This window comes from Thermoprotei archaeon, assembly GCA_038881895.1.
Classification (GTDB): Archaea; Thermoproteota; Thermoprotei; order Gearchaeales; family WAQG01; genus JAVZOV01.
Window position 1 is genome coordinate 12,573 of the sequence record JAVZOV010000001.1, and the last position, 21,975, is coordinate 34,547.

A 21,975-nucleotide genomic window follows, 5' to 3' on the forward strand; every position below is an offset into this window, starting at 1 on the left:
ATATTGAATATATTTCTATTGTAAAGAAAATTTTACTTATTAGATAACATTGGATAACAAAATCATCCCTCTAACAGGCTTAATTCTTGTTTATTGAGAACTGTTACATGCTTAATATTTCTTTTATTTTGTTCAATGTTTCTCTCAATTTTTGGTTTTCATTTCTGAGCTTTTCAACCTGGTTTTCAAGCTCCTTAATACGTGATTCGAAACTGGTAGTTATTTCATGTTGAGACACATAACGATCAATTCGAATGTTGCTAAAGGATACTTTGTTAGAATCCTTATCATACGTTGCTGTGAGTGTAATTCTGATAAGGTCACCTTTACCAAGCTTCATCTCTTCTACTAATTTACGGTATAATTCTTGGTTAAGTTCAGTAACATCTCTCATTATAACATCTTTAGGAACTTGTTTACCTAATAGAACGAATGCAGCTCGTCTCAATTTATTAGCATATATAGCAGTTGGAATAACTCCTGTCCTTAACTCAACACTAACTTGTTCACCTTCTTTAGAAACGGACATTAACCATCAAGTATATATTATGAAACCTCATATATAAACTTTTTATTATTTATAGAAAACATAAAACACGCTTGTCGTAGTCTTTTATTTACTTTAAAGAGGATATTGTTGTTTTTATTGATGTTATACAGTTAACTTTAAATGCTTGGTTGGATTATCCAGACTTGGTGAATAATATGAACATCTTAAGGATTTCGATAGTAGTTTTGTTTATATGGGCAATAATTTCAACAGCGTTTGCTATCAATTATTACTTTCTTTATCTGCAAGATGAATCTCTTATAAGTAGTATTAGGACTAAAGTGCCAACTGTAAGTGTTAATCTTTTAATAAAATTCGATAATGGTACTAAAAAATGGTACAATAATACAACAGTTTCATTGGGTTCTTCACTGTTCAATGTGACTAAAAAGGTTGCTAGTGTGAATTATACTCAGTATTCGTTCGGAGTATACGTGGTTGGAATAAACGGTGTGTTTGAAAATAAACAACAGAATAAATATTGGTTCTGGTGGTATTACTCAGGGAATTCTTGGTACATGGGTCCTGTCGCTGCAGATAGATATATTGTATCAAATAATGAAATATTAGCATGGGTGTATAGTCCAGTTAATGCAACAACATGGCAACCTCTAGTGAAACCGTAGGAAGTGGTTGTTATAAACAGATCTTTAAAAATTGCTACAATATCAATTTTAACAGCAACAGCAATAACTATTAGGATCACTAAAAATTGGACAATAGGAGCTTTCCAATTTATTAATATAGCGTTAATTTTTGGGTTTATCGGATCAATACTTTTAGATCCCTTAAGTGGAGGTCTTGTAGCGCTTCTTTCTCAATTAATTTCTGATCTGTTTATTTGGCCAGGACCATGGACACCAATAACATCATTCACAGCTTTTGCCACAGCTATGTTAGGTAGTTTGTCCAAACGTATAAAGTATGAAGAATTTCAAGTGATCATCCTTTATCTCTGTGTCTTTTTTTATGATATTATTACATCAACATTAACTTACCTTATTTCTGGGCTTTCGCCGATCAATTCTTTAGTTGTAGGTTTAATAGGACTTTTTCTACCTGTTGAAGGGGGTTGGATGTTTGGTGTTGGACCAATAACAGAATTCACCACATCATTTTTAACAGTAATGCTTATGAAAATATTAAAGAGAAATGGATTCAACACAATGCAATTTATTCAAAGTTAAATGTTTTAGTTAAATTTATCTAATTAAATTTCTATTTATACCAAAATGGTGAAGCCGAAAGGAAAAAATAGGAAAGAGAAAAATCAGAATTTCATTGGCTTTATTGCACTTTTATCCGTGGTTATCTTTCTTATAATCGTTATGTATATTATGCAAGTAATGAACACACAAAACACTCCAGTCATGGTTTCTAATAATATTTTGAGCATTCCTCTTGTTGGTACCGATGGCCGAATTTATACTCTCAGTAATTTTACTGGAAAAATTACGCTTATAGAATTTATGGCTACATGGTGTCCTCACTGTAAAAACATGATTCCTGTCCTTAAGCAAGTGTATTTTGAATTTAAGAATAAAATAAACATTGTCTCCATTGGACCGGATGCATCTGATAACCTAGATACATTAAGAACATATAAGAGTGAATATAACATAACATGGACAATACTTTGGGATAATGGTGGAGTACTTGCGAAAAAAGTGAATCTTCAAGCATATCCAACATTTATGATACTTAGTAAAAATGGTGAAGTATTATGGAGTAAGGTTGGTGAAATAAGTGCAGACGATCTAAAAGCAGTAATCTCATCGCATCTCTGAGAATCTTTAAAATAATTTAGCTTAACAGGAAATACTACAACATTAATTAATAAGATGAATGAATTATTTAATGCTTAAACATATTATGAATTATAGTCTGTCTCCGTGAAGGTGATGTTAACGTTATCATTTATTCTTTCTGTTTCTATTACGGAATTGGATAATATAAGATAGAAGAGCGATATATCGATGAAAGTGCTAGAGAGGTTAGCTAAAGCTCTTGAATTCTATTGTTTTCAATTTTTATTGTAGATTGTGAGTCGTTACGTTCGATTGTTACTATCATGTCAAAGATTGGAGCATCAGCCAACTCACCGATATGTGATATGACAACAACAGTGCTGAAATTTTCTTTAAGCTTCCCTAGTATATCTAAAAATGCGTTGCGTCTTTCTTCATCTAATGCACTTAGACCCTCATCTATGATTAGAAAATCTGGTCGACGTAATCCGTGTTGTTCTGCTACTGCACTCATGATTCCTAAACGTAGTGCAAAACCTATAGCTGTTCTTTCTCCCATTGATAGAGCCTCAAGTTTTCTTTGAATCATGCCTTCTTGGACGCTGGCATGTATACCACCAGAATCGATACTTAGTTTTAGCGTGAAACGATTACCTAAGAACAGGTTAACATATTCTTGGGCATAATATTCAACTCTTTTAACATAGTAAGATATTAATTTTGCAGGAAAATTACGTTCCATAAATACGTTATCTAATGCTCTGTGGATTTCTAATTCATGCTCTATTTCTTTTAATTTCATTTCCATCTTTTCATATTCTTTACGCTTTTGTGCTAATTCATTAAGTGCGTCGTTGATCCCTTTTATTTGACCATCGATTTCTCCAATTTTTCTGCTTTTCTCGTCTCGCTCTTTTCTTAGTTCATCTAGTTTTAATGTTAGTGAGTCTAATTCTTTCTTTAATACTTCATAATTTTTAGTATTGTTCTCAATATCTTGACACTCTTTATTGAGATTTTCAATTTCTCTCTTTTTCTCGTTTATTCTTTCCTTTAAAATTTTTAACTCGTTTTCTAATGTTGAACGTTCATTTAATTTTTCTCTTAACTTCTCTAATTCCATCTCATTACTTTTAATATACTGCTTAATAATTTGTGGATTTGTGATGGTAAGAGATTTAATTTCTTTTTGCAATGATTGGTTAATTTCAGAAATTTTCTTCTTAATTTCTTCGAGCTCCCTCTGTTTTTGTGTTATTTCTCTCTCAAGGTCTTCTAGGTTCTTTTTCTTTTCAATGAGGTCATTCAGTCTTTCCATTAAGAGATTTTTTGAACCAATCCTACGTGTTAATTCTTTTTTTATGTCTTCTAAACGCTTTATTTCTTGATTTTTTTCTTTTTGCTGTTCTTCAAGGTATTCTATATGATAGTTTAGCCCGTTAATTTCTTCTTCATATTTTTTAATCAGTTCATTTCTTTTTTGGATACTTAATTCTGATCCACATACAGGGCAATGAACCACAGTCTTTTCGTTGCCGGTCTTCATAAGTATGTTTTTGTGATTTAGTATATCGTTTAACTTTGACTTGTATTCACTGAGATTCTTAATTATAGTCATATTTTCATTGTTAAGTTCGTTATAACGTTTTTCTATATCAGTAAACACCTTCTCATCCTTTTCTATTTTGTCTAATTGATCCTTGATCTCATTAATTTTGTTTACTTCCTTCTTTATGTTATCGTGTTCCTTAATAGCTTGTTTTAATGAAGATTCCAAGAGTTCTCTCTTTCTTTCGAATTCTTGATATGTCTCATAGTGTTCACGCAAAATTTCTAATTCTTTAGTAATAATCTCAATTTTTTCATCAATATTCACAGTTTCTTCTAATTTTTTCTCTATTTCTCGTTTCTTTTCTTCACTACTGTTTATATCGTTCTTTAAGCTTTCTACCTTTCGTTTCTTATCATCAGCTTGTCTTCGAAGTTCTTCCTGTACTCCTACTTTAGATCTTAAATCTTTCTCATTCTGACTTAGTCTCTCATATATTGCTTCAACCTCCTCTAGCTCTTTTTCTTCTAGTTTTTTCTCTATTTCTAATTGCGATAATGTGTTTCGTAGAGTTGTTTCTTTTTCGAGTTCTCTTTTGATTAATAATAAATTAGAGGAGAGTTTCTCATTTTCTTTTTCCAATCTATCTTTCTCTTCTTTAATTCTCTCACGCAATGGATCAAAATTTATGTTAAATATATTTAGAAAAAGATTACGACGCTCACTTGAAGACGCTTCGCTAAGTATTTCGACTTCACCTTGTCTAATGACTACTGTAGAATGAAATGTCTTTTGATCCATCCCGAGTAATTCAATGATTTTACTATTAACTTCTTTAACAGTATCTGCCCTACGAACTTCTTTGTTATTGACGATCTCAGCCAATTCGGCCGTAGAACTCCCATCTTTAATGATACTACGTCTAATTATATATTTTGAAGATTGACCCTGGGGTGATTTATAGGTAAATGCTAATTCTACATAAGATTCTCTCATACCTTGGGATATTAATTCATCTCGTTTTCCTCTGTGGCTGATAGCATCAGGCCCGTACAATGCGAATGCAGGTACATCTACAAAAAGTGTTGTTTTCCCAGCACCATTCACTCCTCTACAAAAAATCATTCTATTACCTAAGAGGACTTCATGACTACCCTTAAATACTGTAAAATTTTTAATCCTTATATGCTCGATTCCCATGCTATCACCCTATATATATTCGAACTCTCTTAACAGCTTAAGACCTCTTTCAATAACTACATCCCTAATACTTGAATCAACAACATTTTTTACGTACTCCTTAAACATCTCTTCCAGATTACCTGCCTTAGGCGTCTCAGCAACGTTTGCATTCTCACTTAACATCTCATATTCTAACCTTGCATCATAGACGTTGAATGAATCTAAATACCTTAATATTGCTTCAGGTTTCATTTTCTCCTTTTCTTTGTTTCCAACTTTTAAAATTAATTTTACGAGTGAATCACGCAAATCCTTTTTCCTCCTTAGCTCATCACTAATATAATCTAATGAATGACCCCTGGCATCAATATAAATGACGTGCATGGGGCGTATGTCTAGTTCTATAGGTTTCCATTGTAAACCACCGTTCTCTTCTTTAATATCAATAAAGTATTTTTTCTCATTATATTCACTAAAATCAACACGTTCTATCGAACCAGAATATACAACGCTCACATCACCAATTTTGCGATCTTGGTGTTTATGAACATGGCCCATGGCAACATACGACACTAAACCATTTTTTACTAACATGTTCACAGGAAACCTTACCTCATTTTCAAGAAACGCTAATCTTCTCTCAGAACCATAAGTAAAACCTTCTAACGATAAGTGTGCTGCTATAACAGTATAATCAGAATCTGATTGAGCGTCTAACTCGTTCTTTAAACGATCCTCCACAGAATTTTTTAGCATTTCAACATCAGTACTGGGTTTACCTGTTACTCTTGGCCTTACATATGGTATACCAATGATTTTAATATTTTTCCCGCTCTTTCCCTTGACAGTTATCGACGAAATTCTTGGAAGATAATGGAAAAATTTTTTAACTGGAGCTTCACTCCCAAGAATCGTATCTAATGCATCAAGAAACGTTCTCTGTTCCGGTATCTGAGAGGCATCATGATTTCCTCTAATTGTTACAACATGAATTCCATTAGAAATTAAATCCCTAATGAACACTGAAAATTCATACATAACCTTATTTGTAGGACGTGGATGATGAAATACATCACCAGCTATAATAACAACATCTGAATTATTTTTTATTGCATACTCCTTTATTTTATTTAAGCTTCTGATGAAATCTTGTAATCTATCAGCCCTGAAATCACTCGGCTGGACACCTAGATGTAAATCCGCAGTATGAATTATTCTTGTGTTCACACTTTCTTAAAAACAGAAAATACTTAATAAAGTTTTATAGTGTTCCTAAAACATTCAATCGCACTGCGCACAAAATTTCATCTGGTATGTTTATCCATAATAAACTTAACAGAACATCATTAATCATTATACAAGAAGGGAGGCTATTAATTTCTAATTTATGGAATGAATCTAGATAACCTTATTTTCTGGAGCATTTTTTGTTTAATTGGTGAAAAAAAGTGACCCCCGATCAGGGGATACAGATTTATAAGTTACTCCCGAATCGGGAGTTTCTTAGGTGATTTCTATGGTCGAATGGACAAAAGCTGCAGTGAACGAAATTATTGAATTTGTTAAGAAATCTCAAGAGTTAATCGATTGGTCTCAAGTTAATGATATGATAACTCTTCTACTAAGGACGAAGATGAGGGATCGTTCTGTTCTTGTAATAGGTATGGGACGTTCGGGGTTTGTGGGTAAAGCCTTTGCCTTAAGGCTTATGCACTTAGGGTTCAGAGTATACGTATTTGGAGAAACTATAACACCAGCAATTGGAAAAGATGATGTAATTATTGCAATCTCAGGATCTGGAGAAACAAACGTTGTAATAAGAGCCGCAGAAGTTGCCAAGAGTATAGGTGCAACAGTAATTGCAATAACATCAAGACCTGAGTCGCCTCTAGCAAAAATATCTAATAAAATAGTAACCGTACCAGGTAGGACGAGATTAGCCAGCGAACAAGATTATTATGTTAGACAACTTATAGGAGAACACGAACCACTAGCTCCATTAGGAACACTTTTTGAAATAACAGCAATGATATTATTAGATGGCATGATAGCTGAACTAATGAAGAGACTTGGGTTAACAGAAGAAGAATTAAAAGCTAGACATGCAACTATCGAATAAAGAAGATCGTACTAGTTTTAAACTTCTTTTCTAGCTCCATGAATAGCTTGTCTTAGCTATTTTTGTTGCGATTCAATAATAGATCGCAAAATTCCTATCGTAAGTAATCCTTAACTCTATATGAAGCTGTTAGATGCAGGATAAGATCCTAGAATCTTTATAATGCTAGTAACTTGCTGTAATTCTTGGAGTGCTGATGAAACTTCTTTATCAAATCTGTGTCCCTCAAAATCCACATAAAATAAGTATTCCCATGGTTTTCTTTTTGATGGTCGTGATTCTATTCTTGTTAAGTTTATATTTCTTTTAGCAAAGGACTCTAGTGCTCTGTATAATGCTCCTGGAACATGATGCACTCCAAATATTATCGATGTTTTATCAGAACCAGTGGGATTTTTAATGTCCTCAGTTCCAATGATCAAAAATCTCGTATAATTGTTTATATTATTTTCAATACCTTCCATAAGAATAGCAAGACCATATATTTCAGCAGCCCTTTTAGATGCTATTACTGCAGAGTGTATATCATTCTTTTCCCTTAACAATTTTGCTGCCCCAGCAGTATCATAAACTGCAATCGGATTAAGCCTATAACGTGTAATAAATGAACTACACTGTATTAGTGCCTGTGGATGTGAATAAACATCTTTTATATCATCAAACATAACACCTGGTAATACTAAAAGATTGTGCTTTATTCTTAAAATAATCTCTCCTCTAACCATAAGTGGATACTCAAAAAGTAAGTCATGGACTTCACCTATCGCACCCTCTAAAGAATTCTCAATAGGAATCACAGCGAAATCACACTCATTCTTTTCTACAGCATCAAACACCTCTCTAAAACTCTTATAACCAATCGGTTCAGAATTAGGAAATCTACTAAGTAATGCCTCTTCACTGTATGCTCCGTGTTCACCTTGAAATCCTACCCTAATTTTATCACGCATTAAGCTTTAATAAATGATCACTAAATAAAAATTTTTCCGCACATTAGATGAAGGAAACTATAGTGAATGGAACTGCATAAATAATTATTCACGAGCATTTTGCTGCGATATTTTAGATTTATAACATAAAATCAATGAAAAATTTCACAAAACATATACTATCAGAAGTCTCTGTTTAAGTTCTGAGGTAAATATTGTCAATAGATTTAAATAATTGCATAACTTATTGAGCGAATCACTATCAAGCGATACTGAATTAGAAGGACTTTGCTCCTGAAGTGTTGATAGTTCCACATAGTTTTGCATGATTTGTTATTGAATTTAAGCCTATCGACAATCTATTTCACGGTTGAAAGCGTAGGCTTTCTTATTTCATGTAATTAAAAGTGGCAGATAATCGCTTAAGAAAAGAATTATTACTTTATATTTTTAAGATTAGTATTTAGTTTTATCTATTTTGGTTAATATTGATTATCATTTAAGATAAGCATATATTTTTGTAATAACTTCATAACTGTGGCGATGCTCATGGTATCGGATGTTGCAATAATAGGTTATGGGGTTTATATACCGATGTATAGAATACCTCACAAGGAAATCGCTGAAATTTGGGGTCGTGGTGGTCGAGGTATACCACCTAATGAGAAAGCCGTTGCAGGTCCTGATGAGGATACTGTGACTATTTCTGTAGAGGCTGCGATCAATGCACTTAATAGAGCTAAAATTGATCCACAAGATCTTGGCGCGGTTTATGTTGGCACGGAATCAAAACCTTATGCCGTTAAGCCAACTTCTACTATAGTTGCTGAAGCTATAGGTGCTACACCAAATCCATTAGCAGCAGATTTTGAGTTTGCATGTAAAGCAGGAACTGAAGCGTTCATAGCAGTTTTAGGGTTAGTTGCATCTAACAATATTAAAGCTGGGATGGCAATAGGAGCTGATATTGCGAGAGGAAGACCTTCAGACGAGCTAGAATACACTACTGGTTCTGGTGCTGCAGCATACATTTTAGCACAAAATGACAACGATGCGATAGCTAAAATTGAGGGTATGTATACATACGTTACTGATACGCCAGATTTTTGGAGACGTGAAGGGCAGTATTTTCCGATGCATACTTATAGGTTCACAGGTGATCCGGCATATTTTACACATATTGAGAATGCTGCAAAGGGTCTTATGAATAAATTAGGACTAAAACCGTCAGACTTTAGATTTGTCTCATTTCATCAACCTAACGTGAAATTTCCGTTACAGGCTGCTGAAGACCTTGGTTTCACGCTAGATCAAGTAAAACCAACACTTCTTAATCCTGTTATAGGCAATGCATACGCAGGATCATCACTTTTAGGCCTGGCAGCGGTATTAGATATTTCTAAACCTGGTGATAGGTTATTGGTGGTTTCTTTTGGTTCTGGGGCAGGGTCTGATGCTATTAGCATAATCGTAGAGGATGGTATTGAAACAAAGAGAGACTTAGCATTGAAAGTTACAGATTACATCTCCAGACGAGTGCAAATCAGTTATGGTCATTATGTTCGTTTCAGAGAGAAATTAAAGGAGTGAGCGAGATGAGAAACGTAATAATAAGCGGTACAGGATATGTACCCATAAGCGAGCACTGGTCAAAACCCCTTAGGACCTTAATGGCTGAAGCTGGTTTTTTAGCTCTCAATGAAGCAGGAATTTCAAGACCTGATCTAATAATCGTAAGTAGTGCATTTGCAAGCAGACTGCAAGAGCAATATCAATTAGGCTCATTAATAGCTAACTACATGGGATTGGGGGGCACACCAGCTATGAGTGTTGAGGCCGGAGATGCATCAGGTGGTGTTGCCTTTCACATAGGCTATATGGCTGTTCTATCAGGTCTCTATGATCATGTTCTCATAATAGGTGGTGATAAACTTAGCGATGAATTACCAGCAAAAATTGAGAGCGTGATAGCATCAATGGAAGATAGAGAGTACATCGCATATCAAGGAGCCACGTATGCAGGTTTAGCAGCACTTGTTTACAAAGAATATCTCAAAAAGTATGGAATAAAAAATGATGATGTGGCACTCATGGCAGTTCACGATCATTCTATGGCTGTAGGTGTTTCGCATGCACAGTACCCGTTCCCAGTAAAGCTTGATAAAGTACTCGCATCCCCTATTATAGCTGACCCAATAAGATTATTTGAAAGTTTTGGTTTTGGTGACGGTGCTGCTGCTGTAGTTCTTTCAGTATCGGATCAGGTGAAAAATGATACATTGGTAGCAGTAGAAAGCTCAGCAATGGCTACAGCTGATCAGTATAACATTGCACAACGAAATGACATTACATCATTTTACTCATCACTAAAAGCTGCTGAGCAAGCTTACGCTAAAGCAAAAATAACGCCTGAAAAAATTAACGTAGCCGAAATACATGATTCATACACGATATTAGGTATAATTGCTCTTGAAGATTTAGGGTTTGCAAAACACGGAGAAGCTACAAAATTACTTAAAGAAGATCAACTAACACCAGGAGGAAAAATACCTACTAATACTTTCGGAGGGCTTAAAGCTAGAGGGCATCCCTTTGGTGCCACAGGTCTCTATCAAATTATAGAAGTCACTAAACAGTTAAAGGGAGAAGCTATACATCAAATACCTAAAGCTGAATATGGTTTAGTTCATAGTGTTGCTGGTATAGGTGGTACAGCTACAGTAAGCATTTTAAGGAGGGTTAAATAGATGAGCGTTCCTAGGTATTGGGCTGAAAGAATTACGAGATATAGGATGATTGGTAACAAGTGCAAAAGCTGTAGTAAGGTATACTATCCTCCAAAATCCTCCTGCGATTGTGGTTCAGATGACATGGAGTCATACCAGTTACCAAGAAAAGGCGTACTGATCAATTATACATGGATTTATACAGTACCAGAGGAGCATAAAAAGCAAGAGCCATACCCCATTGGTCTTATCCAATTAACAGATGGCACAAAAATATTAGCACAACTAACAGACGTTGAACCAGAAAAACTTAAAGAGGGAATTGAGGTTGAGGCGGTATTCAGAAAGATGAGCGAGGATGGCAATAAGGGTATTATACAATATGGAATAAAGTTCAGACCAGCATTAAAATCCACGAATAAACATTAAGATTTTTTAAAAGTAATTGCCTAATGTCAAAATAAAGTTTAACTTTAATAATGTGTTATAAATAGTTATATAAGATGCATTATGGTTGATTTATTTGACTGGGAAGAACAAAAAGCTGAAATAAATCTATCGTGGAGTAGTATAGAAGGATTTGAAGAACTTAATAAATTGCCCAAGGATAATAATGAACCTGAAAAAATTCTTGCCGAATGGTATAATGTTTCATCTGAGAATATTGTAATCGTACATGGTGCTCAAGAAGGTATGTTTTTAACTTATCTTGCTTTGAAACCTAATAAAGTTGTTATACCGTTGCCAAGCTATCCTCCAATTTTTGAACAGGCCCAAGCATTAGGAATTAAAATTGAGTATTCAGAAATCAAACCTAAGGTAGAAAAATCTATTATTGCATTAGCTAACCCTAATAATCCTACAGGTTTATACTTAAATCCTGATGAGATCGTTTCCAACAATCTAGTAATAATAGACGAAATATTCAAATATTTCATCGATGATAAACCATACTTCCATGATAACGCTATAATAATATCAGGCACAAGTAAATTTTTTGCAATAAGAGGAAGAAAAGTTGGATGGATAATTGCCAAAAAGGAACTCGCAGAGAAAATAAAGAAAATAAAAGATCTAGTAACACCAGAACCTTTATACGAAAAAGAATTAATAAAGTATATATTCAAAAATTTTGACTTCTTTAAAGAACGAAGCATAAATATTATAAAGGAAAACATGAAGATACTCTATCAGTTCAGTGACACACGTTTTAAAATCATTCACAATCCCTACATGCCAGTGGCACTTCTCACAAAAGATGCTCTAAATTCTATGGACTTTTGTAGAAAACTCCTTAAAGAGACTGGAGTTCTATTTACACCTTCAAAATTTTTCGGTATCGATGGAGGTTTTAGAGTCTCGCTTGGTTCTAAAGATCCAAGCATACTCAAAGAAAGCCTGATCAGATTAAAAAATTTCAGCGATAAATTTTTTGGATAAACGTTTTTTGTGATTTTAATAGTGTTTGATGTTATTTTCATGTGTTAGAATATATATACTACTGGATGATAGTTTAAATTAGAGAGATAGATGTACAATAATTTACGTAAAAAAGCTGAAAAAGTAATTAAGGGTCTTTATGAGGAGGGGTTTATTAAACGGAAGATTGTACTTGAGGCTATGCTTAAAATTCCAAGGGAGGAATTCGTGCCTCCTCAGTACAAGGATTATGCATATGTTGACACACCGATTCCCATAGGAGAGGGGCAGACTGTATCTGCATTACATATGACTGCTATGATGTGTGAATATGCTGAGTTAAAACCTGGTATGAGAATCTTAGAAATAGGTACTGGTTCGGGTTACATGGCTTCTGTTTACTCAAGTATAGTATGTTCTCAGGAACCTGGAATCGTAATAACACTAGAGATTTCACCGTATTTAGCTAAAAGGGCTTGGAAAAACATAGTGAGGTTAGGCTATGGAATGTTTATTGATGTGATAGTTGCAGATGGAAGTATAGAGCCTCCTTTAAGGGGAAATTTTGATGCAATAATTGTTACTGCTGCGGCTTCTCATATTCCTGAAGAGCTTGTTGGAAAGTTAGAGAATGGTGGTAGACTAGTTATACCTGTTGGAACACCAGATTTTTATCAAGAGCTAATGTTAGTTCATAAGGATGCCGAGGGAAAAGTTCATATAAAAAGTTTAGGAGCTGTTGCTTTTGTCCCACTTAGAGGACTAAAAGGTATCTCATATGGAACCTAACGTAATTAATAGGTCTCTTATGAGATTTGATGTCGAGACGCCTTTCAAATGACGAAGTATTGTAGACATTAGCTTAGCTTTAGGATAAATTCCCACTGTTGTAAGGTCTCTGAGTATCTCAATAATAATCTCAGGATATTCTTTGTATAGACGTGGGTTTTCCATAATACGCCAAACTCCGGAGAACATATCAATTTCTTTTAGTGTTTCTTTCATTTTTTCCTGATATAAGGAAAGAGTTTCTGCATCAAATTTACCGATTTCTTTACCTTTGATCGCTGTTTCACCTGCAGCAATTCCTGAGGTAATTGCCAGGTCCATGCCTCGTAGGTTAAATACTGAGTTTATTATTAGACCAGCTGCATCGCCTACCACCATAACACCATTACCATAAAGTTTGGGTCTGTGAGATTTTGATAATTCTGGTATTAGTTTTGCTGAATATTCTACAACCTTACCACCTCTTAATAATCTTGATATTGGTGGCGTTGAGATAAATTTGTTCAGTACTTCATGGGAATCTATGGCTGAGCCCTCTGCTATTTTATTTATTGCTGAATCGAGTTTTATTGTTATTAAGACTGAAACAGTATCTTTGTTGGTGTATAATACACCGCCTCCAGCAATTCCATGAGTAAAATCACCAAAATAAAGTTGCGCTGCTCCGTCATCATCTCCAGTCAGTCCAAATCTTTCTTCAATAATGTTCTTTGGCAACTCTACAACCTGTTTTATTCCTAAGAGAAAATCGCTTGAGTCGTATGGTTTTCTTAAACCTGCCTGTTCTGTGAGTATTGATGAACAACCCTCGGCTATTATCACCATGTCCGATGGAACCTTATCACCACCAGATACTATACCTTTTACGAATCCATTTTCAATTATAAGGTTATCAACTCTTTGATCAGTTATTATTAGTGCCCCAGCCTTTTCTACTTCACTAGCAAACCATGCATCAAATTTAGCCCTCAGAACAGTATAACTATGTCTTTCATTAACTAGAGATTTATCAGAAAACTCAAAAGTAATTGTTGCATCCTTCCATATGAGGCCAAATAGTTCTTTGGTCACAGGCCTTTCTACGTTCGCTCCATCAGGAAAATTTGGAAAAATCTTTTTAATGCTGTGAGTGTATAGACGTCCACCGACCACATTTTTTGATCCAGGTTTATGTCCTCGTTCAACCACAAGTACGTTAAGACCAGCTTTAGCCATGACGTAAGCTGCAGATAAGCCAGCAACTCCAGCGCCAACAACTATGGCATCAAATTTCTCAAATCCCATTTCAATCACCCATACTTGTACATGATACCTTTTCCTCCGCGTGGAGGAACCCATTTAATGTTGCCATAGGGACAAATGTAAGGTGCAGCACCACATTCAATGCAATTTTCATAATTAAATGTTATTGTTCCATCATCTTTCGGTTCATAAACTTTAGCCGGACAGAGATGAATACACCATTTTGCTTTACATTTTTTACAGACTTCTAAATCTTTCACTTCGATATGTGATTTTGTGTCAATCTCATAAGTTACTAGCCCAAGTTTTTCTTCTACTTTAGCAATGAGATTTGATACTTCAGACAAATTAAACACCACAAATGAATAGCGCGATGTAGTATATATTTTTGACATAATGATTCATGCATTAAACAATAATTTATATAAATTTTAAACAAATTATATGAATACTTTAAATTAAAGCGATGCAAAAAATGGCACTAATAATGTAGCAAGAAATGTGAGTAAAGTTCCGCTTATTATTGATGGTAATGAATTTTCTATCCCAGAGTAGCGTATAACAAATGGAAGTGTTGTATCCATAGACGTAGCACCGCCACTCGCTATTATAGTGGTTGCTCCAAATTTTTTACCTAAAATAGGTGAAAGTATCATAGTGAAAAGTTCTCTAAAAAGGTTAGAAAGAAAACCTAGTATCCCAGCTTCAACACCGAGAAGTCTAAAGAGAACAGGGCCGGTAAATGTGTACCAACCAAATCCCGCTACAATAGAGAGTGCTACTTTTGGTTGAATCCCTAAAATATAACCTATAAGAAATCCGAACGTTAAAGTTCCTATGATTGATGATATAGGTGCTATTAAAGTTTCTAAGCTTAGTTCTTTAAATTTCTTTGACAGACTTTTATCAATACCTATACCAAGACCAATAATAAATATTAAACCATAAAGTGCTATTGTCTCTAAATTATCTATTAAAAAAGTGTCGCTGAAATGAATTAATCGTCCAATCAAAAATCCTATCATTAAAGATATGATGGCCACTTTAATCATTTTATATACCTCGTGATGATATACGCTACTATGGCGCTTCCTAAAATTGATACTAAAGCTAATACTAAAGATTCAAGTCCTAAGAGCGTAAGACTCTGAATAACCATTTCACTGTTGCCTAATTTAACACCTATAAGAAAAAGTAATGCAGCAACAAAAAATATTAGGTATTTATCGGCATTTATCTGTAAATGTGCATGCCTCATAATACGACCAACAACAAATCCTAAAAACAAGATCATGATTATGTTCAATACGAAATAATCCATAATCCTCACCTTTAATGTACGATTTATTTTTTATATTTAAAGTTGTATTTTTGAAATATTTTCATTCAACGTGCCCCTGTTTAGTTTAATTTATATTATCGATGCTAATGCAAAAACTTTGGCGTCTGCAACTATATTCCCAATTTTCGAGTATTCATTAGGTTGGTGTGCAACTTCATCTAATGTGCTCCATACTGCTGCAGGTATTCCTTGTTTTCTAAAGAATGCAGCTACAGTTCCCCCACCTATGCCCATAAGCTTTGGTTTAAAACCTCTAAGCATTTCTATGGCTGAACTTAATCTCTTTACAACATCACTATCACCAGGTGTTGGTGGAGCTGGATCGTTTCGTTGAACTATCTCGATATCAATCTTAACGTTATGTTTTTGTTCATATTCTACTTTGAGCTTATTCATTGTTAAGAGTACATCATCTATATTATATTCTGGTAAAATTCTGCAATCGAAATATATAACATCCGTTCCTGGTATCGTGTTAACATTATCCACGTTCTTCTCCTTCCTAGTAGGTTCAAAAGTTGATTCAGGTGGATCAAAAAGTTGATTTTTTGTGGTATATTTGTTATGAAATATTTCATCCAATTCTAGTGCATATTTCATCCCTATCCTGTGCGCATTAAGCCCTTTGTGAGGCATGCTTCCATGGGCTTGTCTTCCACGCGTTGTGATTTTGAACCAGAGTATACCTTTTTCTGCTACTTCTATCATGGAACCATCAGGACTCCCAGCATCAGGAACAATAACTATGCTTCCCTTATTAAATACATTATGCTCGATAAGATGCTGCACACCATAGACGCTTCCAGCTTCCTCATCAGATACGAATGCTAAGCCTAAATTTACTGATGGTTTTATATTAAGTTCTAAAAGAGTTTTTGTGGCAAGAAGAATTGATGCTATTGCTTGACCATTATCTTCTGCTCCCCTGCAAATAATTTTTCCATCCTTTATAATAGGTTTAAACGGATCGGCATCCCATAATGATCTATCACCTTCAGGTACAGTATCCATGTGTGCTAGTAACCAAAGAGTATGCGAAACATCATTACCTCTAATGCGCGCCACAATATTAGGTCTAATACCTTCTGTAACTCTCTCATCCTTGGCATCATATCGTTTTATCTCATCAAAATTATACTTTTCAAGAATTTTTTGAATAACTAATGCTCGCTCATATTCACCATTTCCTCCCATGGAAGGATTAACAGCTTTTATATTAAGTATTTGGATAAACTCCTCCAGTGTGGAATTTAATAAATCATTAATTTTCTTATCGATCTTTGTAATTACGTTGTTCAAACTAAACACCAAAACACGATAACAAAATACCTCTAAATAAACATAAAGGAAACACTTAAAGTTTAGGAAGATTAGCAAGAGGGCTCACAGCATGAAAATGAGTATTATCTGTATCATGAACATTAAACCTATTATTAACACAATCACTTCGCTAAGATCTAATAATAATTTATTTTTAATAAATCTGTGTAGCATTACATTAACACCTGCAACTGTATGAATTAAAGCAAGTATTGCAATTATAATTTGTAGTTCTTCTAAATGCAGTATGCTGCATATTTTTATATCCTCTAGCAATCCTAGTGTCAATTGTTTAACGATGTTGGTTTTTGTAAGACAATAACCTGATATAAGGATTAAATAAGCCCCTATAATTAATGGAAACGATGTGAGGTCTAGAATTGCCACGTATATTTTCCTCATGAGATTTTTATAGGTGCTAAGTTTATAAACTTGTTTACCCTATTAAATTTGTGGAAAAAAGAAGAACTCTTCTAAAACTTTTGTTACTTTCACCATTAAGTAGGTTTATTGGTTCAGTAATGATAGCTTTAGGTTTAGGTGCTTATACTGGAGCAAAAGTGTATTACAAAACTTATTATGTTTCAAGAAAAATTGAGAATACAAATAAAATTATATTACCATTTCCAACGTTGATTGGAATGATGAGTGTTGAGGAGGCCCTAGCTTCACGAAGATCCATTAGAGAGTATACTGGTGATCCAGTACCATTAGAAAAACTGTCCCAAATACTTTGGGCTGCTTATGGGATAAGCGAAGTAAGGTGGGGACTAAGAACAGCTCCGAGCGCAGGTGCATGCTATCCTCTAGAAATTTATGTAATGGTCTCTTCCAATGGTGTAATTTCTGATGATGAATACATAGCTGCTGGGATCTATCATTACAATGTGCAAACTCACGCACTTGAACTCATTAGACCAGGCGATTTTAGAGAGGATCTTTATAAAGCTGCGTTAGAACAAGAATGGGTAAGAAAAGCACCAATAAGCATTGTTATAACAGCTATTTATGAAAGAACAACACAACGATATGGTGAAAGAGGAAGAATTAGGTACGTCCACATGGATCTAGGACACGTAGGTCAGAATATTTATCTTCAGGCAACAGCGCTATCTCTAGGAACAGTTGCAATAGGTGCTTTTCATGATGACGATGTAAGAAAGATTATAGGATTGCCTGAGTATGAGGAACCATTATATATAATGCCATTGGGTGTTCCATTGTGGAGGCACAGATTATCACAAGAGGAACTTAAAAACTTTTATAGCAAACATCGATAAAAATTTGAAACAAATTTTTGCTTCGTAAATAAAATAATTAAAAATTAGTGCTTAATGCTGATCTAAAAGATGCTTCAACTGAAAATCTCGTTCTTTTAGGATGGAATAATAAATTATCAATAAGCTTAACATCATCTCTTGTGTAGGTGTTTTATTTTCAGACGTTGATGAGTCTTTTGTATGTTGTCAGTATTTTTTCCTTTGTTTGCTGGTCAACTTTTCTAACTTTTGCTATAAGTGTCCCACTTTTTAGTAATGTTACGTCAAAACCCTCTTCAACGTTGAATGTTATGCTTAAGTTACTAGTTAATAATGGTTTCCATCCCTCTTTGATCCCTCTTTCTTTTATTCTAGATAGGTCTACGTTTTTAATTATTTTATTTACGAAGTATACACCTGAACCATCTCGTGCACAACTTGCCTCAATTTCTTCTATTTTTATAGGCTCAGGTTTCTTTTCTGGGTTTATTCCGCACACAGGACATTTTTCGTTTCTGTTAATATTAAGCGTTACAAAATCCATTGTTCTTAGGTCAATGTACATGAGTTTGTTTTTTAGCATTGGTTCTTGGTTCATTATTATTCTCAAAGCTTCCGAGACTGCTATGCTTGCTACTATGAATGTTGTACTTGGGTGCACTCCTACGATTGCACATTTAGGCAATGTGCTCTCATCATAAATTCCACCGTAAAAACATTCTAAGCATGCTGTCTCTCCTGGGATTATAGTTGTGACATTTCCATACATTTCTAATGCTGCAGCAAATATGTATGGTTTTTTCAATTTTACTATCGTTCTGTTTATTATGTATCTTGCTCTTAAATTATCTAAACCATCTAGAACTACATCTACGTCTTTGATTATATTCTCGGCATTTTCTTCCGTAAGAGGCTCAGCTATTGCTTCTATTTCCATTCTTGGGTTCATCTCTTTTAATCTTTTTTCTGCTACTTCGACCTTTGGTCTATCTACGTCTTTTCTAGTATAGAGCGGTTGTCTGTGCAGATCTGTTTTTGAGACAACATCTCTATCTACAATTTTTAAATATCCTAACCCCATGGATGCTAGAAGTATTGCTGCTGGACTTCCTAACCCTCCAACTCCTATTAGTGCAATTTTTCCATTCTTTATCTTTTCTTGTCCAATTAAACCTATATCTTGTAATACGATTTGTCTTGAGTACTCATCAATTTCCTCGTCACTCAGCAAAGTTATTCCCCAGTTTATATGTTAAACTAGACTTATTTTTTTATCCACCTACTGCTATTGGTAATATGTAAACCTCATCATTCTCATTCAACTTTGTTTCAGTACCATTGAGTGTTTGGATATTTTTACCATTCACAAAAACACCGATTGTTGGTTTTATTTGTTGGTTTTCATCTAATATTAAGTCTCTTAGCGTCACACCGTAAAGATCTATTAATTTATTTATTACATCTTTAACTTTGTTTGCATCCATATTAATAATCATGCTTCCTTTCACCTTTTGTGCTATGATTGAGTAGAGTTTTACCCTTACATTAACCATCTAACGTCACCACTTTGCTATTCTGCTTTCAATAACTTGTAAATTAGCTTCTATCGGATTAGCTTTTAATTTCATTGCTTCTTGCTCGAAGATCTCAAGTGACTTAAACCCTGAACCTGTCATCAAGCAGACAACCTGTTCATCATACTCGATAATACCATTATTAATTAATTTTATTAATGCTGCTGTTGTTATTGCGCCAGCAGGTTCTGCGAACAAACCTTCATATTTTGCTAAGATTTTCATCGCGTTCACTATTTCTTCGTTAGTAACATCAACAGCTAGTCCCTCGCTTTCTTTAATAGCTCTTATTGCATACCGACCATCAGCCGGAATACCAATAGCCAAACTCTTAGCTATTGTCTTACAGTCACTAATACTAATCTGTCCAGTTTTGTAAGCCGAGACTATTGGTGAACAACCTTGAGGCTGAACACCTATTAGAGATACTTTTTTATTGTCAATGAGATTAAGTGATTTTAACTCATTTATCCCTTTCCATATCATGTAAAGAAGAGCCCCACTAGCCATTGGTACGATAATTTTATCTGGCAATGACCAATTAAGCTGTTCTGCGATTTCATATACCAATGTTTTTGATCCTTCTGTATAATAAGGCCTTAAATTTATGTTTGCTAATCCATAAAGCCCATTCTCTGCCAACTGCAATGTTAAAAAGTTTAATTCGTCATAGTTTCCGTTTACTAAAAGTACATTGGCTCCATAGGTTATCGCTTGGATTATCTTGCTCAGTTCAGTATCACTCGGAACTAAGACAAACGATGGTAATCCGACTCTACTTGATAATGCTGCGACTGCTGCTGCTAAGTTGCCTGTAGACGATGTTCCAATAGCTTTAAAATTAAATTCTAAGGACTTAATTACTGCAATTGATGCAGGTCTATCTTTGAACGAACCAGTGGGATTCAATGTATCGTTTTTGATGTAAAATTCCTTCAAGCCTATTAGCTGGTTTAATCTTGATGATTTATAAAGTGGAGTAAAACCTATATCGATAAATTGTTCTGGTATCGCCCTAACTGGTAAGAATTCTCTATATCTCCACATATTCTTTTCTCTATTTTTTAGATCATCAATCGAGAATTTTATATCCTTAAAATTGTATACTACTTCTAAAGGCCCTAAACATTTCTCACACACGAATCGCACTTCTGGTTCGTAAGTTGTTCCACACTCTCTACATTGTAATTTGAAACTCATTAAATCCACCTGATGTATTGCAATTAAATTAATGCTAATAATTTTGTTTGAAAAAAATATTCCGAAAAGAATAGCTCATGCTTGTTTCATCTAGATTTCAAATAATAATATTTAAGAATAATATAATAAAATAACATTCGCATAATGCATGGCTTAGTAATGAACATTGCCGATTTTTATATAAATAAAACATTTTTAAAATTAAGCTTAAATTTTGAGCCTAATAATAAATATCAATGTTACCAGAGCTTTTAGAAATCATAAAGCTTAGGAAAAAGTTGGGTTTAACTCAGAGAGAGTTAGCGAAATTATCTGGAGTAAGTCAATCGCTTATTGCAAAAATTGAATCCGGCAAGATTGTTCCATCATATTCGAAAGCAAAAATCATTTTCGATACGTTAGAAAATCTTGAAGAAAAAGTCTTTAAAGCAAACATTAAAGCCGGTGATATAATGAATAAGAAGGTTGTTGGTGTTAAATCTAATGATAAGGTTATCAAGGCATCTCAAATAATGTTAAAGCATGGTTTTTCACAGTTACCAGTCTTCAGTAAAGGACGTTTAGTCGGCAGTATATCTGAAAAGGATATAATGAACCTTTTATCAAAAGGTTTAAAAATGGAAGAGCTCTCTAACATCCGCGTTTGTGATGTGATGGATGAGCCTTTCCCACAAGTTCCAGTAAAAACCCCCTCATCGGTCATCAACACTCTTCTTCAAATGTTTAACGCAGTTTTAGTAGTGGATAAAGGTAAAATCGTGGGAATAATAACAAAGGCTGATGTACTAAAAGTTATGGAAATTAATTCTCTCCACAGTTGAAACTGGGATTCTTTATTCCTTGTCTTTAAAGCTTTATTATAATTCCACGTTCATTAATTTAAAAGTACTCAAGTACATTATACAGAAAAATTCGACGAAAAGCTTGACTTTTGCTTTCATTGAGTTTGTCTCGAATCTTTAGAGTAAGAAGAATGTCAAAAAGTCATAGCTCTTTTGTTGAGTGAAACTATTTTAGCACATACTGA

24 protein-coding genes and 1 pseudogene are annotated in these 21,975 nt (G+C 34.2%); 12 read left to right on the forward strand and 13 right to left on the reverse strand.

The window, feature by feature from the left end; all coding sequences use genetic code 11:
* Window positions 1-103: 103 nt before the first annotated feature.
* Window positions 104-529 (reverse strand): DUF2258 domain-containing protein, encoded by a 426-nt coding sequence (locus tag QW128_00080; GenBank protein ID MEM3831988.1) that lies wholly within the window; start codon window positions 527-529, stop codon window positions 104-106.
* Between the two features lie 176 nt (window positions 530-705).
* On the opposite strand from QW128_00080, the gene QW128_00085 reads away from it, so the two are divergent.
* The 3 genes from QW128_00085 to QW128_00095 are packed head-to-tail and all read left to right on the forward strand — an operon-like array spanning window position 706 to window position 2,337.
* Window positions 706-1,176, forward strand: coding sequence for a DUF4430 domain-containing protein (locus QW128_00085; GenBank protein MEM3831989.1), 471 nt, complete (start codon window positions 706-708; stop codon window positions 1,174-1,176).
* A 3-nt stretch (window positions 1,177-1,179) separates the two neighbouring features.
* Window positions 1,180-1,737: a hypothetical protein gene (locus tag QW128_00090; GenBank protein ID MEM3831990.1), complete on the forward strand. Its 558-nt coding sequence runs from the start codon at window positions 1,180-1,182 to the stop codon at window positions 1,735-1,737.
* A gap of 45 nt (window positions 1,738-1,782) precedes the next feature.
* Entirely contained in the window at window positions 1,783-2,337 is a 555-nt protein-coding gene (locus tag QW128_00095; protein MEM3831991.1) for a TlpA disulfide reductase family protein, read from the forward strand.
* A 211-nt stretch (window positions 2,338-2,548) separates the two neighbouring features.
* On the opposite strand, the gene QW128_00100 is transcribed toward QW128_00095, so the two are convergent.
* Together QW128_00100 and QW128_00105 are read right to left on the reverse strand one after the other, a co-directional pair.
* Entirely contained in the window at window positions 2,549-5,047 is a 2,499-nt protein-coding gene (locus QW128_00100; protein MEM3831992.1) for an SMC family ATPase, read from the reverse strand.
* A gap of 9 nt (window positions 5,048-5,056) precedes the next feature.
* Window positions 5,057-6,256, reverse strand: a complete 1,200-nt coding sequence (locus tag QW128_00105) for an exonuclease SbcCD subunit D (GenBank protein ID MEM3831993.1) — start codon at window positions 6,254-6,256, stop codon at window positions 5,057-5,059.
* 289 nt (window positions 6,257-6,545) lie between these two features.
* On the opposite strand from QW128_00105, the gene hxlB reads away from it, so the two are divergent.
* On the forward strand, window positions 6,546-7,148 hold the full coding sequence (gene hxlB, locus QW128_00110) for a 6-phospho-3-hexuloisomerase (GenBank protein ID MEM3831994.1): 603 nt from the start codon (window positions 6,546-6,548) through the stop codon (window positions 7,146-7,148).
* Window positions 7,149-7,264: 116 nt separating this feature from the next.
* On the opposite strand, the gene pheA is transcribed toward hxlB, so the two are convergent.
* Window positions 7,265-8,098 carry a prephenate dehydratase gene (gene pheA, locus QW128_00115; GenBank protein MEM3831995.1) on the reverse strand — a complete coding sequence of 278 codons (834 nt, stop codon included), beginning with the start codon at window positions 8,096-8,098 and terminating at the stop codon, window positions 7,265-7,267.
* Between the two features lie 522 nt (window positions 8,099-8,620).
* Here pheA and QW128_00120 point away from each other — a divergent pair.
* From QW128_00120 to QW128_00145, 6 genes and pseudogenes are all read left to right on the forward strand, one after another.
* Window positions 8,621-9,667 (forward strand): hydroxymethylglutaryl-CoA synthase, encoded by a 1,047-nt coding sequence (locus QW128_00120; GenBank protein ID MEM3831996.1) that lies wholly within the window; start codon window positions 8,621-8,623, stop codon window positions 9,665-9,667.
* Between the two features lie 5 nt (window positions 9,668-9,672).
* Complete coding sequence (locus QW128_00125) at window positions 9,673-10,824, forward strand: thiolase domain-containing protein (GenBank protein ID MEM3831997.1); 1,152 nt, start codon at window positions 9,673-9,675, stop codon at window positions 10,822-10,824.
* Window positions 10,825-10,941, forward strand: a pseudogene (locus QW128_00130) (zinc ribbon domain-containing protein).
* A 6-nt stretch (window positions 10,942-10,947) separates the two neighbouring features.
* A complete protein-coding gene (locus tag QW128_00135; protein ID MEM3831998.1) occupies window positions 10,948-11,232 on the forward strand; it encodes a Zn-ribbon domain-containing OB-fold protein in 285 nt (94 codons plus the stop codon).
* 81 nt (window positions 11,233-11,313) lie between these two features.
* Window positions 11,314-12,243 (forward strand): pyridoxal phosphate-dependent aminotransferase, encoded by a 930-nt coding sequence (locus QW128_00140; protein MEM3831999.1) that lies wholly within the window; start codon window positions 11,314-11,316, stop codon window positions 12,241-12,243.
* A 90-nt stretch (window positions 12,244-12,333) separates the two neighbouring features.
* Window positions 12,334-13,011 (forward strand): protein-L-isoaspartate(D-aspartate) O-methyltransferase, encoded by a 678-nt coding sequence (locus QW128_00145; protein MEM3832000.1) that lies wholly within the window; start codon window positions 12,334-12,336, stop codon window positions 13,009-13,011.
* On the opposite strand, the gene QW128_00150 is transcribed toward QW128_00145, so the two are convergent.
* The 6 genes from QW128_00150 to QW128_00175 all read right to left on the reverse strand — a co-directional run bounded on the left by QW128_00150 (window position 12,997) and on the right by QW128_00175 (window position 17,317).
* Window positions 12,997-14,295 (reverse strand): FAD-dependent oxidoreductase, encoded by a 1,299-nt coding sequence (locus QW128_00150; GenBank protein ID MEM3832001.1) that lies wholly within the window; start codon window positions 14,293-14,295, stop codon window positions 12,997-12,999. The genes QW128_00145 and QW128_00150 overlap by 15 nt on opposite strands.
* A 5-nt stretch (window positions 14,296-14,300) precedes the next feature.
* Window positions 14,301-14,648: a 4Fe-4S dicluster domain-containing protein gene (locus tag QW128_00155; protein MEM3832002.1), complete on the reverse strand. Its 348-nt coding sequence runs from the start codon at window positions 14,646-14,648 to the stop codon at window positions 14,301-14,303.
* 63 nt (window positions 14,649-14,711) lie between these two features.
* Window positions 14,712-15,305 (reverse strand): lysine exporter LysO family protein, encoded by a 594-nt coding sequence (locus QW128_00160; protein ID MEM3832003.1) that lies wholly within the window; start codon window positions 15,303-15,305, stop codon window positions 14,712-14,714.
* Window positions 15,302-15,574 (reverse strand): LysO family transporter, encoded by a 273-nt coding sequence (locus QW128_00165; protein ID MEM3832004.1) that lies wholly within the window; start codon window positions 15,572-15,574, stop codon window positions 15,302-15,304. Before QW128_00165 ends, QW128_00160 begins: the two co-directional genes overlap by 4 nt.
* Before the next feature lie 90 nt (window positions 15,575-15,664).
* On the reverse strand, window positions 15,665-16,894 hold the full coding sequence (locus QW128_00170) for a M20 family metallo-hydrolase (GenBank protein ID MEM3832005.1): 1,230 nt from the start codon (window positions 16,892-16,894) through the stop codon (window positions 15,665-15,667).
* Between the two features lie 84 nt (window positions 16,895-16,978).
* On the reverse strand, window positions 16,979-17,317 hold the full coding sequence (locus tag QW128_00175) for a hypothetical protein (GenBank protein MEM3832006.1): 339 nt from the start codon (window positions 17,315-17,317) through the stop codon (window positions 16,979-16,981).
* Between the two features lie 50 nt (window positions 17,318-17,367).
* On the opposite strand from QW128_00175, the gene QW128_00180 reads away from it, so the two are divergent.
* Window positions 17,368-18,195, forward strand: coding sequence for a SagB/ThcOx family dehydrogenase (locus QW128_00180; protein MEM3832007.1), 828 nt, complete (start codon window positions 17,368-17,370; stop codon window positions 18,193-18,195).
* A gap of 157 nt (window positions 18,196-18,352) precedes the next feature.
* Here QW128_00180 and QW128_00185 read toward each other — a convergent pair whose 3' ends face one another.
* The 3 genes from QW128_00185 to thrC are packed head-to-tail and all read right to left on the reverse strand — an operon-like array spanning window position 18,353 to window position 20,948.
* Window positions 18,353-19,405 (reverse strand): HesA/MoeB/ThiF family protein, encoded by a 1,053-nt coding sequence (locus QW128_00185; GenBank protein MEM3832008.1) that lies wholly within the window; start codon window positions 19,403-19,405, stop codon window positions 18,353-18,355.
* A gap of 40 nt (window positions 19,406-19,445) precedes the next feature.
* Entirely contained in the window at window positions 19,446-19,727 is a 282-nt protein-coding gene (locus QW128_00190) for a MoaD/ThiS family protein (protein MEM3832009.1), read from the reverse strand.
* A gap of 6 nt (window positions 19,728-19,733) precedes the next feature.
* On the reverse strand, window positions 19,734-20,948 hold the full coding sequence (gene thrC / locus QW128_00195) for a threonine synthase (GenBank protein MEM3832010.1): 1,215 nt from the start codon (window positions 20,946-20,948) through the stop codon (window positions 19,734-19,736).
* 236 nt (window positions 20,949-21,184) lie between these two features.
* On the opposite strand from thrC, the gene QW128_00200 reads away from it, so the two are divergent.
* Window positions 21,185-21,769: a CBS domain-containing protein gene (locus QW128_00200; GenBank protein MEM3832011.1), complete on the forward strand. Its 585-nt coding sequence runs from the start codon at window positions 21,185-21,187 to the stop codon at window positions 21,767-21,769.
* The last annotated feature ends 206 nt before the right edge of the window (window positions 21,770-21,975 follow it).